This window comes from Shewanella algidipiscicola (assembly GCF_900380485.1).
In the GTDB taxonomy this organism is placed as follows: Bacteria; Pseudomonadota; Gammaproteobacteria; order Enterobacterales; family Shewanellaceae; genus Shewanella; species Shewanella algidipiscicola.
On the sequence record NZ_OXJV01000001.1, the window covers coordinates 138,359 to 154,757 of the forward strand.

Sequence of the window (16,399 nt, forward strand, 5' to 3'; positions counted from 1 at the left end):
TTCGCTACCCCACTCCTTATTGACTAAGCGCCTTAGGGCGCTTTTTATCTTTAATGTCATTAGGCTAATCGAGCCGCTTAGTAAAGCGTAGTGATGCGACTATGATCCCCAGTAGGGTAAAGCCAAGCAGCCAGAAGGTGTCAAATGGCAGATCGCTCAATTGGCCGCCGCGCAGCACTATGGCGCGAATAATGCGCATAAAGTGGGTGGCGGGCAGGAGTTCGGCTATCCATTGTGCGGGTTTAGGCATGGCTTCGAATGGAAACATAAAGCCCGACAGTAAGATGGTCGGCAAGATAATAAAGATGGTCATCTGCATCGCTTGCAGCTGGGTTGTCGCGATAGTGGAGATGATCAAGCCTAAGGTGAGACTGGCTGCAATAAACAGCAAGGTGCCCAGCAATAGCTGTGCAATGGTGCCGTTTAAAGGCACATCAAAAATCAGATGCCCGAGCCCCAAGATGATGCTCATCTGGATAAGCCCCACAACAATGTAGGGTAAAATTTTACCTAGCATCAGCTCCAGAGGTTTGATTGGGGTGGTGATCAGCAGCTCTAGATTGCCTTTTTCTCGCTCACGGACGATGGCCGCCGAAGTAAATAAGATCATCGTCATGGTCAGAATAACGGCAATTAAACCCGGGACGATATTCACCGCCGAGCGTTGCTCTGGGTTATAAAACAGGGCGACTTCGAAGGTGGGGGAGCTGGCTAGGGGCGGGTCGCTGATGTGCGCTAATGGCATGTTACGCAGTTGGCTGATCGCGGCGGCCACCATGGTATCTGATCCATCGATGATCCATTGACCGATAGGCTCGTTATTGGCCTGTTTATGTTCAAGATTAGGCGGCAAGATCAGCGCGGCGCGCACTTCGCCGCGGGTAATGGCAGCCTCGGCAGCGGTGGCGGTGGCGTAATAGCCTTCGATTGAGACGACTTGTGAGGCCCTGATGGCCTCAACAATCCAGCGCCCAGCCACAGATTCACTCTGATCGACCACCACAACCGGCACATTGCGAACATCTGTGTTGATGGCGTAGCCAAATAATAGCAATTGGATCAACGGGATCATCACTATCATGGCGAAGGTGATGCGATCGCGCTTAAGCTGACGCATCTCTTTGGTGGTAATTGCTTTAATGCGTCGTAGGCTAGCCATGAGTGTCATCTGGCGCTCCTGCATTATGCGGATGTTTGCCTGTAACTGTGACAAACAGATCTTCTAGGCTGGCATTCACATGGCTGATATTGCGCTCATCAAGCGTGCTGCATTGCTGCTTGAGCCATTGGGTGGGATCGTTAATCTCTTTCGTTATCAATACTCTTAGCCGATCGCCTAGTTGGGCGGCGCTGCGTACCTGGCTTAATTGGCTGAGCTGGCTTTTCAGTTGGCGTAAATTGTTGGCGGTTATTTCTAGTACATTTACCTCCATTTTTGCCAGTAAGGCTTGCGGATTACCATTGGCGCGAATGTGTCCCTGCTCCATTATCGCCAGCTGGTGGCAGCGCTCGGCCTCATCCATATAGTGGGTAGTGACTAAAATACTGGTGCCTTGCTCTGAAAGGTCAAACAGCTGCTCCCAAAAGTCGCGTCGATTTTGAGGATCGACCGCTGACGTGGGTTCGTCGAGAAACAGCAGCTCTGGATTGTTAATGCAGGCGCAGGCCAATGCCAAGCGCTGTTTTTGGCCACCACTTAAGGTGGTAGCCAGTTGATTTGTTTGAGGAACTAAGTTGTAGGTCGATTGCAGCTGGTCAATTTTACGCTTGCAGGCATTGGGGCTGAGGCCATAAATATCGGCGATAAAGCGCAGGTTCTCTTTTACCGTTAAGTCGTCATAGAGGGAGAATTTTTGTGTCATATAGCCAATGCGGCTGCGCAGTTGCTCCGCCTGCTGTGGGATCGGCAGGCCAAGGCAGGTGATGGTGCCATGAGTGGGGGTCATCAGCCCGGTGAGCATACGTATGGTGGTGGACTTACCGCAACCATTGGGGCCTAGAAAACCGTAAATATGCCCTTGTTGTACCTGCAGATTAAGATTGGATACCGCCTCAAGCTGACCAAATTGCTTGCTGATGCCACGGGCATCGATCGCCAATTGACTGCTTGGGCTCATCAAGGTAACTCCACCTGTACTGGGATGCCACTGGGTAACTGGACGGCGTCAGACAGAGTGAATTCTGCTAAATAGACTAGGCGGGATCTGTCCTGTTGGTTAAGTGCATAGTAAGGCGTGAAGGCGGGATCTTTGCTAAGCCAGCGTAAGGTGCCAGTCAGTGGCGTATCAAGACCATCGACATAGACATTAAGCTGCAGCCCTACATGCAACGTCGCCATATTGGGTTCGGGGATATAAACCCGCGCATAGGGGGCGTTGTCGGCTTGTATCACGGCCACCACCGCATTATTGGGCACCCGCTCACCGACATTAAAGGGCAGGCTGTCGAGGCGCCCATTGCGGGTTGCCACTATGCTGAGCTCTGCCAAGGTTTGCTGCGCCAGTTGCAAGTTAGCGGCCGCAGCGTCCATGGCTGCCATCGCCTGTTGAATATCTTCTTGGCGCACACCGACCAGCAGTTTACTGAGGTTTTCATCGGCCACATGCAGCTCGGCTTCGGCGCGATCGCGATTAGCGATCGCTTGATCAAGTTCCGATTGACTCACCAGTTGCTGTTGTTTGAGGCGATAGGTACGTTGATAGGTTTTGTCTGCTTGTACCTTGGCCGCGTTAGCGCGCTGCACACTGGCTTGGGCGCTGGCGATATCTTCGGGGCGTTCACCATTGGTGAGGCGTAGCAGGTAGCTGCGTGCTTGTTGCCATTGCGCATCGGCTATCGCCACCTTAGTGCCGGCTTTGCGGCTATCGAGCTGCAGTAGTAGATCGCCCTGTTGTACTACGCTGCCCTCTTTAATCGGCTGTGCGGTGATCAGCTCTGCGGCGGTGGCTCGCAGTAAAATACGATCGCGCTCAAGGGTGCCTAGCGCCTGCGCTGGTGGACTGGGCCGACAACCTGTAAGGCAGAGTAAGATAAACACCAGAGCGATGTTGATGGTGGGGTTCATTTCAACCTCATAAGCACTAGGGTGAATTAATAATCAATATGTTATTTAAGATAGCACCCTTTAACGTTTAGCTATATGGGGATCACTCTCTGGAGGCATCTGCTGCATTGAAATGCGAGTACGTCTGTAACGTTTGATGATGAGGGGCGAGGAGTGGCGCCCCTGTATTCTTGGTAGGATCTATCTTGGGTGGACTTGGGGCTGTTCAGTAAAAATCGCCTCCCATCGCCCGTTTAAGCTGCGCCTGTTCGAGCAGGGCTTCTAAACGTTTTTTCACTTCGCGTCTACGTTGTAACTCGCAAGCCGCTTTAGGGTTTTTAGGGGCGGTCATGGCTTCAATCTCTGCATCGTTGGGAATAACATCACGTAATTGAGGCATAGCGGATTCCTTCATCACTGTTATTGAGTACCGCGTAGCACTTAGAGTGTGCCCATCGGTACCACAAGCTTTGGCTAGTACATAAAGCCAAAGCGATAGTTACCGGCGCTACGTAATGCTTTAGCAGATAGCTCAATGAGTTAGTTGCACATTAGTGAGCGCTAATGAGAAAGGTAGCAGGGAGTTTAGGAGTATTTTGAGATCGGCTTAACACAATTGTATTTATGCTTTAAAGCGAACAATTGCGTGCAAATCAATGGTTTTTACTTATTAACTGTTTGATTGTATAGATTTTTATTGTTCGTTGAATTGCGCCGGTCGCAATATTAGCGGCGGCGCATCTAGGAGCAGATCACAAATTAGCGCTAAAGCTTATAGATCAAAACTATAGCTATAACCGAGCACCACTTTTGGGTCGTCATTTTCAAGATCGGTATCGCTAACCAAGAAAGAGAAGCTGCCCACATCAGTGTCTTTGCTCAGCGCTATCGAGTAATCACTATAGCTGTCTTCGCCAAACCAAGCGGTAACCACATCACCACTCGAGTAGCCGTAATGCACGGTTAATGACAAGCTGTCAGACAGTGGCCATGAAGCCGCCGCATCCACATAGCTCATATCGTCATTATCTAACGGAGCGCTGGCGACATCGTCATCGGCGTTAACCACATAAGAGTAACTGAGGCTAAACCATTTCCAGCTGATCGCGGCTTTGAGTTCGCCAAAGTCGATGCTAGCGTCGCTATCTGGGTAGGCATAATAGAGATAGCTGACATCGTAACCTAGATCGTCAGTGATGCTACCGGCATAGCCACCATAGAAATCAATTTCGTAGCTGGTGTCGTCACCGAAGTCGACATTTGATGCCCAGGTGCCGAGGTAAAAGCCGCTATCGTGTTCGTAATCCATTCCCCCTTGCACGGCCACACCATCATCGGTTTGCGTCACGCCGCGCCACAAGTAATTGGAGGTCACTCCCACATTGCCAGTGACGGCTGCGCTGGCGGGAACGGCTAACATCATGGTTGCTGCGAGCAGGCTTAGGTTTCGAAGTGCTGTGTTCATACTCATTCCTTTTTATTGGTATAGGGATACTACCTAGCCGTATTATTATGAGTATTGTTAGGTAGTGCTTACGCTACTGCTAACCCCATGCCAATAATTTATATGATTATTTTCAGTGGTTTGTATTTTTAAGCAACAGTGGTGTGAACCAAGATGGGGGCTTTATAGGCATAAAGGCACCGTTTTGGTGCAGGTAGAACCTTGAGTAAACTCAACAAGTAATCTATTTCACTGATGGGACACCATGGGCTGATACATGGCGTGAATTGAGGTAAACCGTTTTGCTCATCATAAAAGTCATAACAGTGAAGAAACAGTGTTTGACCATGAAGCGTGACCAGATAATTATAGCGATGGTGGAATGGTCAGGCATAAAAAAACCTCCTAATGAGGAGGCTTTTACAAAGATAAAGCCGTTTTTAGTTAACGCTATCTTTTAGAGTTTTACCAGCTTTAAACTTAGGTACTGTCGCTGCAGGGATTTGAATTTCCTTGCCAGTTTGTGGGTTGCGACCTGTACGTGCAGCGCGGCTTGTTGTTTCAAAAGAACCAAAACCAACAATAGAAATTTTCTCACCGTTCTTCATCGCTTCCGCTACGGTTTGTTCGAAAGATTTTAATGCACGTCCAGCTTCAGCTTTAGTCAGATCAGCACTTTCAGCGATTTTTGCAACCAGTTCAGTTTTATTCATTTGGATAGTCTCTTCTTTCCGTAGATTTAGTAACATCAATTACATTAGGTACTTGCAATTGCTGAAACTAACATGCCATAAGCATCCCTATAATGAAAGCGGTTTTATGTTGAACCGTGGGGCTTTAGCCCCAAATTGAGTAAAATTTTAGCTATCAAGCAAAGAGTAGAGCAATTGTTTGACTAATTGTGGTTCGAAAGGCTTGTCACATAAGGCATTGACCCCAGCTTGCGACACGTTACTGAGGTGAGTATCGTTAGCCTCAGATGACACCATTAGGATGGGAATGTGAGATTGCTGGCTGTGATTACGAATAAACTGAGTCAGTGCTAAACCGTCGGCATTGGGCATATTGTAATCGGTGATCACAAGGTCATACATATTGTCTTGCATTAAGGCGATGGCCTCGGCGCCATCATTAGCTTCGGTGATCAGTTTTAACCCTAAATTAGTAATGGTACGGCGGATAATATTACGCGCCATCTTGCTGTCATCGACCACCAGAACCCGAATGTTGTGTACATCAAAATGATCCAGATCGAGCTCGTCATGGCTTAGCAGATCTATAGTGGCATTGAGTGCTTTGCCAAGATGCTCTGACGAAAATGGCTTAGGTAAGATGGCCACGACACCGGATTGGCGATAGATCTCCAGCTGCTCACGGCGGCACTCACTCGATACCAGCATAAATTGAATATCACAAAAGGCTGGATTCTGTTTCAAAGTATTGAGCAGTTCTAAGGCGGTGCCATCTTCAAAGTGCATCGCACTGGCGACCAAATCAGGTTGATGACGCGAGATAATGGTCGTAGCCTGCGCAAGTGTGCTGGCGGTTTGGATATTGTTAATACCCTCTTGGCTGAGACGGCTGGTAATGATCTTACGCTGGGTGTCTGAAGGCTCAATCAACAAAATGGAGAGTTCACTCGGGGATAGGGTGGCCATAGTCAAGGATCTCGGCTTAGTAATTGTAAATATTTAGGTTTTTAAATTACCTGAAGGCTTAAGATTTAGCAACTGGTGGCCCTGCTTGCTCAGCTCGGCTGAGATAGGCTTTGGTTGATTTTGATAACGCGACCCACCACTGAAATAGCAAGAGTAGACTCACCACCACTACGATTAAGGAAATCGAGATCTGCTGCCCCTTAAAGACCACTTTTACCTCTTCGGGGGTGATCTGATAGGCGATAACGGCCGTCATCCCTAAGGCACTAAATGCAATCGTTTGAATGGCTATGTAAATTTTAAGTAGCAAGCCGGCCCATTCGGCGCGCAGCAGTAGCCCAATTACGACGGGGATCACTCCGATAGTAAACAGATCTAAACTTTGGGTCGCTAGGGTGCGCCATACTGCGATGACAGAGGTAACCAGATATAAACAGATAAGCAGTAACATGGCAAAGTGGGGTCGTTTCATGGCGATTCGTCGGCTAAAAATTTGCCAGCGAGTGTAGAAAAAACCTCTGCATTAGTCCAACTATTTACGCTAATCCCGATTGCGTAGCTGCCCATTGGCTTGGGTTGGGTTAATATAGTGCCGATTTTTGATTGGTTGAGAGCGACATGACAGACACTGAATTTTGGCAATTAGTAACCCGTAGCCGTCCAGAGCAAGATCAACAGAGCTTGGCCGATAACCTCAAACAGCAACTGATGTCATTAACGGATGAGGAGTTGGCGGCGTTCGATAAACATTTTTCGCAGCAGATGCGCCGTGCTTATCAATGGTCAATCTGGGGCGCAGCTTATATTGTGACTGGCTGTGATAGTGAATATGGTTTTGCCGAGTTTCGCTGTTTCTTGATCTCACTCGGTGAAGAGTGGTTTGAGAGCGTGCTACAAGATCCAGATGCACTAGGAAATTTGCAGCAATGGCCTGAGAAAGATGGCTACGCTTACCCTTTTATCGAAGAATATGACTTGATTGCGGGGCAGATATTTGAAGATCGCACCGGTGAGGAGTTACCTTTTGTGCCTTCGGGTCAGGCTACGCCGCAAGGTAAGAAATTTTCCCATAAAAAGAAACAGCTTAAGGCTACTTATCCCCGCCTAAGTGCACGTTTTCCTTTTTAAATACTCTATCGCTTGCGCTAGCAGCTCTGCTATAGAGTGTCGCTTGCCCCAAGCTCGTACGGGGCAAGATAACGGCACATTGGTTATGCGTAGGTGTTACTCATAACAAGTTTGGCTTTGTCGATCGTAATGACGTTGGTGTTTGGTGCAAGTCTTTTTCATAAAGCGTTGTTCAACTTGGGTTATTTGTGTATCAAGTGTCGTTTATATGTCGCCAATAAGTTGCTCGTCACTCATCTCCTGTTGTTGCGCTAGCCTTGCAAAGTGTTGCTCTACTGCGGCTTTGCCGTCAGCGGATAAGGGCTCTGCACTCACTTGAGATGAAATAGCCAGGCCAAAGATAAGGGCTGCGATAAGAGCCAGCTTGCCTGAATAGTTGACTCGTGTTGTTGTCATCAGTTTGTGTATCATAATTTGCTCCAATAATGTGTCGTCAGGCTTGCTATCTGCAGCCGTTTATTACTGTTTGAATCGATAAATGATTTCAAGTTGCAAGCAGTCCCCTCATCGCATTGAAGGGGGGCAAATGCACTTAATGATTTAGTGGTTGCACAAAGATTAACCTAAGATGGTTGAATAAAAGCTGAACAAAAAACAAGCAAGCATTTAATGGAGTAGGTTAAGGGGAGCTGGTGGCTTGGTAGAAAGCAGCGAAGCGCTCCCAAGATTGAAGGCAATCCTAAGTCATGGTGTTCTCTCAGTATTGAATAAACCGTTAATCGCGGCGCATCGTTTCACATTGGAACCCTTGGCGGCTTGAATCAAATCGACAGCGTAAACCACACTCCCACACCACATCTCCCTGAGCCTGTTGCTCGGCAAATATTTTGCAGCTGGGATAATCCTCAAAGTCATCTTGTTTCTGATAACGTCCGGAATTAAAACCTTGGGTATAAATGAAGGCTGACCAAGTTTCAGGCCCCGAGGTTTGCTGAGTTTGGTTTATCCATATCAAGCTCGCAGCAGCCGCTGAAAATAGCAGTATGATCACTAACAATGGTAAGTGTTTTTGCATCATGGTCTCCATGGTGAGGTGTGTAAGCTGATTTTTGGCTGCTTACTTAATGGGCTTAGCGTTTGGCTGCATACGATGCTTTAGCAATACTGTTTTAGCAACGTTTTTTATCGCCGCGCGATATGTATACTTAATGGGACAGCTCAACGAATTGACAGCATGCTTAAGGCGATTTTTACGCGCCAAAAGACAAATAGCCCCTTGTTAGCTTTGCATTAAGCTATTATTCAGGTTAGCTTTTGTACAGTTGCTATATTGAACCTAATCGGGTTTGGCCTAAAGGAGGCTGTTATGAGATTGTCCACGCTACCATTACTTGCTGCAATAGTGATCGGCGCATTTGTGTCCCTCAATGTCAGCGCCGAGGGGGTGCAAGCCGATCCAGTTACCGAGGCTGGAATAGTTAACATTACTTGGCAAGGGGTGGATAACTATCGCGATGTCAAAGCGGTGGGAGACATTCAGTCGCGCTATGAGCTGCGCACCTTTGAAACCTTAACCAAAAACCTTAATAAAGCCGCGAGTAAAGCCTTAAAACCAGATCAAAAGTTATTGCTGGTCGTGACCGATCTCGATTTGGCTGGCGACGTTAGGCCGACCTTTGGCGCTAGTGTGAGCGATATTAGAGTGGTGAAAGATCTCTACCCGCCGCGCATGACCTTTAGCTACCAAATATTGGAAGGTGATCAAGTGATTATGGCGGGCGATGAAAAACTCACCGATCTTGGCTTTATGCAAACGATTGGCGTGGCGAGCGATAGACCCTTGCGATACGAATCGAAGATGTTAGCCGATTGGCTGCAAAAAACGGTCGCACCTAAGCTTTAAAATCTAAGCTTTAAAGCTGGTGCGACGGGCATACTGGTTGGAATAAATTATTTTGCTTGAGCCTTAAAGGCTTGCAAGGTTTGCAGTAACACCCCTAGTTTTCGGACAAACTGTTCCAATGCTGGCGCTAAGGCGTCAGTATCTGTGGGCAGTTGTGTCATCTCTTGCGCCAACTCTTGCACATAGGGGCTAAAGCGGTTGCTCTGAGCTTCGAAGCCTTGATCTTGAGTGAAGATCGCCACGAACTTAGCGTGACCCGCTTTTTTCAATTCATCCAGTTTAGCATCGGCGTCGATCGCTTGACGATAAGCGACCTGAAGGTTTTCTTGCAGTTGCGTTATCAGTTGAGAGTGTGGCATAACAGCCTCTTAATCATAAAATTTGAGCGAATTATAAGGGGCTAGCCTGATGGCAACAAGTCAACGTTGGTGTTTACTGCTAATGGTTTTGCTAGTGGGGCTATTTAACAGTGAGGATGTTAGGGCTGCAGTAACAGATAAGCCTCCGTTTTATCAGATTAATTACCAAGATAAGACCGCTTATTTATTAGGTTCAATCCATGTTGGACGAGAAGACTTCTATCCTATGGCGCCGCAAATTGAAGCCGTTTTTGCTAAGGCTGGAGCCCTAGTGGTGGAGGTGGACGTGACACAAGCTGATGCCGTTAACTTGATCCGTCGTTATGGATTAACGTCGCAGCAACAAGATGAAGCCACGACGCAGCGAATGGCGAGTTTTTGTCAAGCAAATGAGGCCACCTGCAGTGCCCTGAAGCCTTACGCTCCTTGGATGCAAGCAATGCAGCTGGGGGTGATGCGTTTTGATGCACTCGGTTATCAAGCGCAGTGGGGGTTGGAGCAAATATTGACGCAAAAAAATGGGCAGCGCCCCGTGATTGAGCTTGAAAGCGGTGAATTTCAGTTTGAGTTAATGGCGTCTTTCGATCCCCAAGTTCAGTGGGAGATGGTGTTTGAGGCCATTGATGCGCCTGATGAAGAGATGCTGGCGTTGATAACAGCGTGGCGCACCGGTGATGAAACCGCGATAGACCAGTTAATGGTAGGCCAGATGCAACAAGGTGATGATACCCATTTGATAGACAAAATGCTCTGGCAACGTAATCAAGCCATGAGTCGTAAAATTGCCGACTTAATGACCCAAGACACCACGCCAGCGCCACTCTTTATTGTGGTGGGCGCAGGCCATGTGGTGGGAGATAAGAGCATAGGCGCCATCATGCAGCAGCAATTTAAGGCGAAGCTACAAAATTGTTGGCAGCAAGCCTGTGATTAATCAGCTCGCCATTTAGCAATAAAGTGAACATAACGGCCCAGTGCGATATAGCTTGGGTGCAGAGAATAGGTTAGCTCCATATTCAGCAGCTGCTGAAAGTCGAAGTTGGCAGGCTGATGGGTTTTAAGGTAGTCGTGGATCACCCGTACACCCGATTGTGACACCAGCTGCATCTGCCACTTATCAAGCCAGTGTTTTACGTCATCGATATACAGAGGATGGGTAGGGGTTAAGCCGACTTTTTTCTTTACCTTAAAATCGGCTGCTACATAATCGAAGTTACCCGATATAAGACTATGAAAACGCATCGCTTCTTTGTTGTAAAACATCAGCGAAAATAAACCATTAGGAGCTACGAGTCGAGCCAGTGCAGCCAAGGTGGTCTCGGCATCACTGAGCCACTCGGCTACGGCATGACACAGCACCAAGTCGAATTGGCCATACTCACTTGAAGTTAGTGCCTGTATCGGGGCGTGGACTAGTGTGATATCGAGTTGGCATGAATGCTTAGCGTCATATTCGCCTATTTGCGCACGCGCCAGCGTCAGCATTTCGGCTGAAATATCACACAAGGTGACTTGGTGGCCGAGCTTCGCCAGTTTTTGGCTAAAGAACCCAAAGCCACCGCCAGCATCTAAGATGCGTAATTTTTGGCCATTGAAATGACTTAGTGCTTCTGTGATATCACGCCACACCACAGCGGCCCGTATCTCGCCCTTAGGTGTACCGTAGATATTTTTAGCAAATTTACTGGCGAGTGAATCAAAGTTTTTGTCTTGCATTACCGGCTACCAATGGCTGTTAAGCACTACGGATAAAGAAGCGATATTTTGCCATAGCCATACTGGCTTGGCACCTGCCGGCGTAACCTTTTAGGTGCAAACTGTGATTTTAAGGTATAATTGTCCGGTTTCGATTTAGTTAATGTTGAAGGGTTTTGAGCGCGTGAATAAAGATATTTGTGTTGATTTGAAAGCGGTACCGTCGTTGCTGTCGCTTTATCGCAAGATTTTTTTTGGCCGTAAACCCGGTTGGGATCAGCAGCCTTTGCCGCGCATTTGCATCACTTGCCGTGATGTTAGTGTGTCGGCCGACAAGGTGCGCCAGTATGCCAAAGTATGTGGTTTTGAGTTTGATGGCCAGCATCTGCCCATGACATATCTCTATGTCATGGCGTTTCGCCTGCATGCGAGTATCTTTACTCACCCTGCTATCACTTTTCCACTGCTGGGAATGATCCACCTGAAAAACAGCATCACCCAATATCGTCAAGTGACTGTGAATGAGTCGTTTCATATAGACTGCTGCTTACAAAGCAGCCAGATAACTGATTCAGGATTAGAATTTGAATTGGCCTCTAAAGCTTTTGTCGGTGATGAATTGGTGTGGGAGTCATTGTCGACTTACCTCTATCGTATCGACAGTGTGGGTCGCCGAGTGCGGCCACCTAAAGCCACGCCAATGACGTGGGATGCTCCGCTTAATTGGCGCTTGAGTGAAGATCTTGGGCGGCGTTACGCTAAGGCATCTGGCGATTATAATCTCATCCATCTGCATCCTGTGCTGTCAAAACGTTTTGGTTTTGATCGCGTTCTCGCTCATGGCATGTGGTCCAAAGCGCGCAGTATTGCGGCCTTGATGCCACAAATCGGTGACAAAGCCTGTACCGTGGATGTGGAGTTTAAGCTGCCATTATTTATGCCGGCAGAGGTGAGTTTTGGCGCCGAGAATGATCCCGAAACGGGATTAATCTTCGAGCTCAGAGATGGTAAAGGGCGACGGCCGCATCTATCTGGCCGAGTCAGCTTTCACGATTAGCACTCAGCTATTAATACTTCATAAAACAGCCAGCACACATGCTGGCTGTTTTGTTTTTTTTGAGCTCAGCACATCAACAGCGTTGAAAGTGTAAGGCGCGCAATGCCCCATAGACGTTTGTTCTAGACTACCCCCTGTAGCTTATTTAATCGCTTCTGCTTCGATGTGCTCGGCATAGGCTCTGTCGATAAATGGTTTAGCTAGGATCAGCGAGGCTGAGTCTGCGTATCATATTGTATCAATTCCAGAAGGTTTAATGGGGGCACATCAAGGCTTAAGTATGTTTGATTCACTAAGGTGTCCAAGGAGTCGCCAACCAGCGGCACTCTTGCTACCCCTTAGCGATAAAGTACCAAAGCCGTCATGCACCAGTGTTTGTCTATTCCTCAGCTCGAACGATACAGGCCAGCGCTAGAGCAATATATTGATTTAGATTCATAAACCCTTAATTAACTGACTGCGAGCCAATGAATTGGTTTGTAGTAAGTTGTTTTTATTTTATATTCGACCTAGCTCATCGTTTCCAAGTGATTTTTATAATAGGAGTTTGCCTATGCTGTCTGATATCGATATCTCTCGCCGAGCCGAGTTGCAGCCCATCGAGGCTGTTGCGCAACAATTTGGTATTTTACCATCTGAATTAATTGCTTATGGCGCCTATAAAGCCAAAGTTAGTTTAGATATCAAGCAGCGACTGGCGGATAACCGTGATGGTAAATTGGTGATAGTGACAGCCGTCACTCCAACTCCCTTTGGCGAAGGAAAAACGGTAACCAGCATAGGGTTAACCCAAGGGTTACAGGCAATAGGTCAGCGGGCCTGCGCCTGTATTCGTCAACCCAGTATGGGGCCCGTATTTGGCATCAAAGGCGGCGCAGCTGGCGGTGGCTTAGCGCAAGTGGTGCCGATGGAGTCGCTTAATTTACATCTTACGGGCGATATTCATGCGGTCACTAGTGCCCATAACTTAGCCGCTGCTGCGATTGATGCGCGCCTGTATCATGAGCACCGTCTGGGGGCAGAGGCCTTTGCCGTGCAGTCGGGATTAACGCCGCTCAATATCGATGCTAGCCGCATTGCTTGGCGTCGGGTGGTGGATCAAAATGAGCGCAGCCTACGTCATATCCGTGTGGGGTTGGGCGCTAATGTGCCCAATGCGCTGGGCAATGGCCCAGAGCACGACAGTGGGTTCGATATCAGCGCGGCGTCAGAATTAATGGCGATTTTGGCTCTAAGTCGCGATTTACAAGATATGCGCCAGCGGATCGGCCGTATTGTGTTGGCCCACAATACGGCAGGCGAGGTGATTACCGCCGAGGATTTAGGTGTGGCGGGGGCGATGACGGTGATCATGAGCGAAGCTATCGCCCCGACCCTAATGCAAACCTTAAGCGGCGCTCCCTGTCTTATTCACGCCGGGCCTTTTGCTAATATCGCCCATGGTAACTCTTCCATCATTGCCGATGACATCGCCTTAAAGTTGGCCGACATTGTAGTGACCGAAGGCGGTTTCGGCTCAGATATGGGTTTTGAGAAATATTGCAATATTAAGGCGCGTCAGGCGGGTAAAACGCCAGATGCTGCGGTGATAGTGGTGACGGTGAAGGCGCTTAAATCGCACGCAGAAGCATGTCAGAGCGACACGAGCGAATCAGCCAAATTGGCGGCCGGATTCGATAACCTCCGCTGGCATATCAATAATGTGGCGCAATATGGTGTGCCTGTGGTGGTGGCGATAAATCGTTTTCAAAGCGATACCCTTGAAGAGCTTACCTGGTTGCGTGAACAGGTGATGGCGCAAGGGGTATTTGGCTGCGAGGTGTGTGATGCTTTTACTCAAGGCAGCCAGGGCGCCCAAGCATTAGCCGAGGTGGTGGTGCAGGCGACTGAGGCACCAAATCAATTTCGTTTTTTGTATCCGCTTGAGCAGAGCATTGAAACCAAGCTAATGACCATTGCCGAGGCGGGTTACGGCGCATCCGGCATACAGTTATCTGCTAAGGCGCAGGCGCAGTTGGTTCATCTTAAACGTCATGGCTTTGAACATTTACCCATTTGCGTGGCGAAGACGCCGTTGTCGATTAGCCACGATCCTAAACTCAAAGGGGTGCCTAAAGGATTTGAGTTACCGATAAGTGAGCTGAAGGTAAGTGCGGGAGCGGGCTTTATTACCGCCTTGGTCGGACAGGTGATGACAATGCCGGGCTTAGGTATTCGACCTGGGTATCTGAACATTGATATTAATCAGCATAATGAGATTGTTGGTTTGGCATAACGTCGATTAATGATCTGCATTAGCGTTCCCGCTGTGGGATAAATTAACTATAAAGAGGGGCGAGATTATCGCCCCCTCTTTTTGCTGTGTGTCGCTTGATTGACATTATTGCGGCCAGCTATTCTGCCGGTTACACAGCGTTACTCGCTTGGTAAAGCGCTTGGATGGGTTTGATAAATGTGCACATCGCGCTGGGGGAATGGGATTGAGATGTTTTCTTGATCGAAGCGCATTTTCACCTCGCGAGTAATATCCCAATACACATCCCAATAGTCTTCAGGTTTGGCCCATGGGCGCACAATAAAGTCTACCGATGATTCGCCTAGGGTATGCAGCTTTATGGTCGGTGCTGGGTCGGCGAGTACCTTAGGATGTTTATCGACGATCGATTTTAGCACCTGCTCGGTTTTCTCAATATCATCACCGTAACCTATGCCAAAGCTCATATCGACTCGGCGTTGATGCTCAACGGTAATATTATTAATGGTGTCGCCCCAAATTTTGTTATTGGGGATGATTAATCTTTGGTTATCTAATGTTTTAATGATGGTTGAGACTAGGCTCATCTGGCTCACTTTGCCCGTTACGCCTGCGGCATTAATCAGATCGCCCACATCGTAGGGGCGATAGATTAAGATCATCATGCCAGAGGCAAAGTTAGACAGGGTTTCTTGTAAGGCGAAGCCGATAATGACACCCGCGACACCAAAACCGGCTAGGATGGGGCCGAGTTCAAATCCCAGTTGCGACAAGGCCACCATTAATCCCAGCGCAAATACGACTTTACCTGAGAGTGACACGAAGAAATCTTGCAGTAACTTACTAAATTTCAGCTTAGAGTTACTCACTGCCCGTCTGCTAATACGTTTAACCGCTTTACCTGCGAGGCCTGCCAGAAATAGGATCAGCATAAAGATAAACAGCTTAAACATGACTCCAGGACCGTTGTCTATCAGCTGTGTTTTGGCTTTATCCCACCACTCTTCTAGCAAGGTACTCACCACATTGATGTTAAGTACATCTTGGGTGATATCGCCAGAGATGCTAAATAGCGTCTGTTTTAAGATGGTGGTGTCTTGTCTTAGTGCATCGAGTAGGCCGATAGTGCTAGAGAGACTGCTGCTGGTGAGCGCTAAGCGCTCTTTAAGGTGTAACACTCGAGTGGTTTGCTCACTGGTGACATCTTTACCGGCTTCGGCAACTTCATCGACAGCAAACTGTAATTTATCTTGAATAAACAGCACTAGACTATTGAGAATATCGCCTCGTTTAATGAGGGTTTGGGTTAACTCCTCCTTGGCGGCGGTAACATCTTCTCCCAGCTGACTCAACCAGGTGAGGATGTCATACTTGGCATTGAGCATCTCATCTTGCTGGCGTTCTCGATTGGCTAACGCAAGCATGGTTTGATTATCGTTATCTTTACCCAGTTGCGATTTAAGACGGTGGATGTCGTCGGCATAGTAAGCACTGACCTGGTCAATAAAAGTCAGGTAAGGTTGGATCAATGGTAATAATAGCGATTTATCGAACTCATCATCTTCCATCAATATGGCGAGGCGTTGATGAAAGCGAGTCGCATGTTCGCGAATACGATACTCGGTAAATTGTTTCATTTCGCCTTGAGCATGGGGAAGCTGGCTAATATCGGTGGCGATCAACTTTTGTAAGTGTAATAGCTTGTTAATAGGGCCGTCTTGGTTATCTGCGTCACCCTGTGGCGATGTTTTAACGACTTGTATCTTATTTGGTGGTGAATTGGTTTCGGCGGAAGCGGCTATTACCGGTAAGGTGAGGCCAAGCGTTAATATTAACAAAGCTGTGCGCAGCATAAATTAAGTCCTTTAATATGGGCATTGTCAGTCCCCTTATTATGACCCCAAAATCATAACTGCGA

General features: G+C 47.9%; 18 protein-coding genes. 5 read left to right on the forward strand and 13 right to left on the reverse strand.

Translation table 11 applies throughout. From position 1 onward, the window contains the following. Positions 1-64: 64 nt before the first annotated feature. From DN599_RS00615 to DN599_RS00645, 8 genes are all read right to left on the reverse strand, one after another. Positions 65-1,159 carry an ABC transporter permease gene (locus DN599_RS00615; protein WP_110456743.1) on the reverse strand — a complete coding sequence of 365 codons (1,095 nt, stop codon included), beginning with the start codon at positions 1,157-1,159 and terminating at the stop codon, positions 65-67. Continuing rightward, positions 1,152-2,117, reverse strand: coding sequence for an ABC transporter ATP-binding protein (locus DN599_RS00620; RefSeq protein ID WP_110455729.1), 966 nt, complete (start codon positions 2,115-2,117; stop codon positions 1,152-1,154). The genes DN599_RS00615 and DN599_RS00620 overlap by 8 nt, the downstream gene beginning before the upstream one ends. Next, positions 2,117-3,064 (reverse strand): HlyD family secretion protein, encoded by a 948-nt coding sequence (locus DN599_RS00625; RefSeq protein ID WP_110455730.1) that lies wholly within the window; start codon positions 3,062-3,064, stop codon positions 2,117-2,119. The genes DN599_RS00620 and DN599_RS00625 overlap by 1 nt, the downstream gene beginning before the upstream one ends. A gap of 205 nt (positions 3,065-3,269) precedes the next feature. Beyond that, entirely contained in the window at positions 3,270-3,443 is a 174-nt protein-coding gene (locus DN599_RS18690; protein WP_162924129.1) for a hypothetical protein, read from the reverse strand. A gap of 372 nt (positions 3,444-3,815) precedes the next feature. Next, entirely contained in the window at positions 3,816-4,508 is a 693-nt protein-coding gene (locus DN599_RS00630; protein WP_110455731.1) for a TorF family putative porin, read from the reverse strand. A 419-nt stretch (positions 4,509-4,927) separates the two neighbouring features. After that, positions 4,928-5,200: an HU family DNA-binding protein gene (locus DN599_RS00635; RefSeq protein WP_110455732.1), complete on the reverse strand. Its 273-nt coding sequence runs from the start codon at positions 5,198-5,200 to the stop codon at positions 4,928-4,930. A gap of 147 nt (positions 5,201-5,347) precedes the next feature. Continuing rightward, positions 5,348-6,145 (reverse strand): response regulator, encoded by a 798-nt coding sequence (locus DN599_RS00640; protein WP_110455733.1) that lies wholly within the window; start codon positions 6,143-6,145, stop codon positions 5,348-5,350. Positions 6,146-6,203: 58 nt separating this feature from the next. After that, positions 6,204-6,617, reverse strand: coding sequence for a hypothetical protein (locus DN599_RS00645; protein ID WP_110455734.1), 414 nt, complete (start codon positions 6,615-6,617; stop codon positions 6,204-6,206). A gap of 146 nt (positions 6,618-6,763) precedes the next feature. Between DN599_RS00645 and DN599_RS00650 the strand changes: the two genes are divergently transcribed. Beyond that, positions 6,764-7,273 (forward strand): DUF4240 domain-containing protein, encoded by a 510-nt coding sequence (locus DN599_RS00650; protein WP_110455735.1) that lies wholly within the window; start codon positions 6,764-6,766, stop codon positions 7,271-7,273. A 204-nt stretch (positions 7,274-7,477) separates the two neighbouring features. Here DN599_RS00650 and DN599_RS00655 read toward each other — a convergent pair whose 3' ends face one another. After that, complete coding sequence (locus DN599_RS00655; protein ID WP_110455736.1) at positions 7,478-7,684, reverse strand: hypothetical protein; 207 nt, start codon at positions 7,682-7,684, stop codon at positions 7,478-7,480. A gap of 304 nt (positions 7,685-7,988) precedes the next feature. Further along, entirely contained in the window at positions 7,989-8,291 is a 303-nt protein-coding gene (locus DN599_RS00660) for a hypothetical protein (protein WP_338054416.1), read from the reverse strand. A 288-nt stretch (positions 8,292-8,579) separates the two neighbouring features. Between DN599_RS00660 and DN599_RS00665 the strand changes: the two genes are divergently transcribed. Continuing rightward, positions 8,580-9,116, forward strand: a complete 537-nt coding sequence (locus tag DN599_RS00665; RefSeq protein WP_110455738.1) for a DUF3016 domain-containing protein — start codon at positions 8,580-8,582, stop codon at positions 9,114-9,116. A 47-nt stretch (positions 9,117-9,163) separates the two neighbouring features. On the opposite strand, the gene DN599_RS00670 is transcribed toward DN599_RS00665, so the two are convergent. Then, positions 9,164-9,475 (reverse strand): prephenate dehydrogenase, encoded by a 312-nt coding sequence (locus tag DN599_RS00670; RefSeq protein ID WP_110455739.1) that lies wholly within the window; start codon positions 9,473-9,475, stop codon positions 9,164-9,166. Between the two features lie 49 nt (positions 9,476-9,524). Here DN599_RS00670 and DN599_RS00675 point away from each other — a divergent pair, with 49 nt between their 5' ends. Then, positions 9,525-10,409: a TraB/GumN family protein gene (locus DN599_RS00675; protein WP_110455740.1), complete on the forward strand. Its 885-nt coding sequence runs from the start codon at positions 9,525-9,527 to the stop codon at positions 10,407-10,409. Here DN599_RS00675 and DN599_RS00680 read toward each other — a convergent pair. Next, positions 10,406-11,191 (reverse strand): methyltransferase domain-containing protein, encoded by a 786-nt coding sequence (locus DN599_RS00680; protein WP_110455741.1) that lies wholly within the window; start codon positions 11,189-11,191, stop codon positions 10,406-10,408. The two genes, DN599_RS00675 and DN599_RS00680, sit on opposite strands and share 4 nt — an antisense overlap. 163 nt (positions 11,192-11,354) lie before the next feature. Between DN599_RS00680 and DN599_RS00685 the strand changes: the two genes are divergently transcribed. Together DN599_RS00685 and DN599_RS00690 are read left to right on the forward strand one after the other, a co-directional pair. Then, on the forward strand, positions 11,355-12,227 hold the full coding sequence (locus tag DN599_RS00685; RefSeq protein ID WP_162599126.1) for a MaoC/PaaZ C-terminal domain-containing protein: 873 nt from the start codon (positions 11,355-11,357) through the stop codon (positions 12,225-12,227). Between the two features lie 553 nt (positions 12,228-12,780). After that, positions 12,781-14,502, forward strand: coding sequence for a formate--tetrahydrofolate ligase (locus DN599_RS00690; RefSeq protein ID WP_110455743.1), 1,722 nt, complete (start codon positions 12,781-12,783; stop codon positions 14,500-14,502). A 140-nt stretch (positions 14,503-14,642) separates the two neighbouring features. On the opposite strand, the gene DN599_RS00695 is transcribed toward DN599_RS00690, so the two are convergent. Continuing rightward, complete coding sequence (locus DN599_RS00695; RefSeq protein ID WP_110455744.1) at positions 14,643-16,334, reverse strand: mechanosensitive ion channel family protein; 1,692 nt, start codon at positions 16,332-16,334, stop codon at positions 14,643-14,645. Positions 16,335-16,399 lie beyond the last annotated feature (65 nt).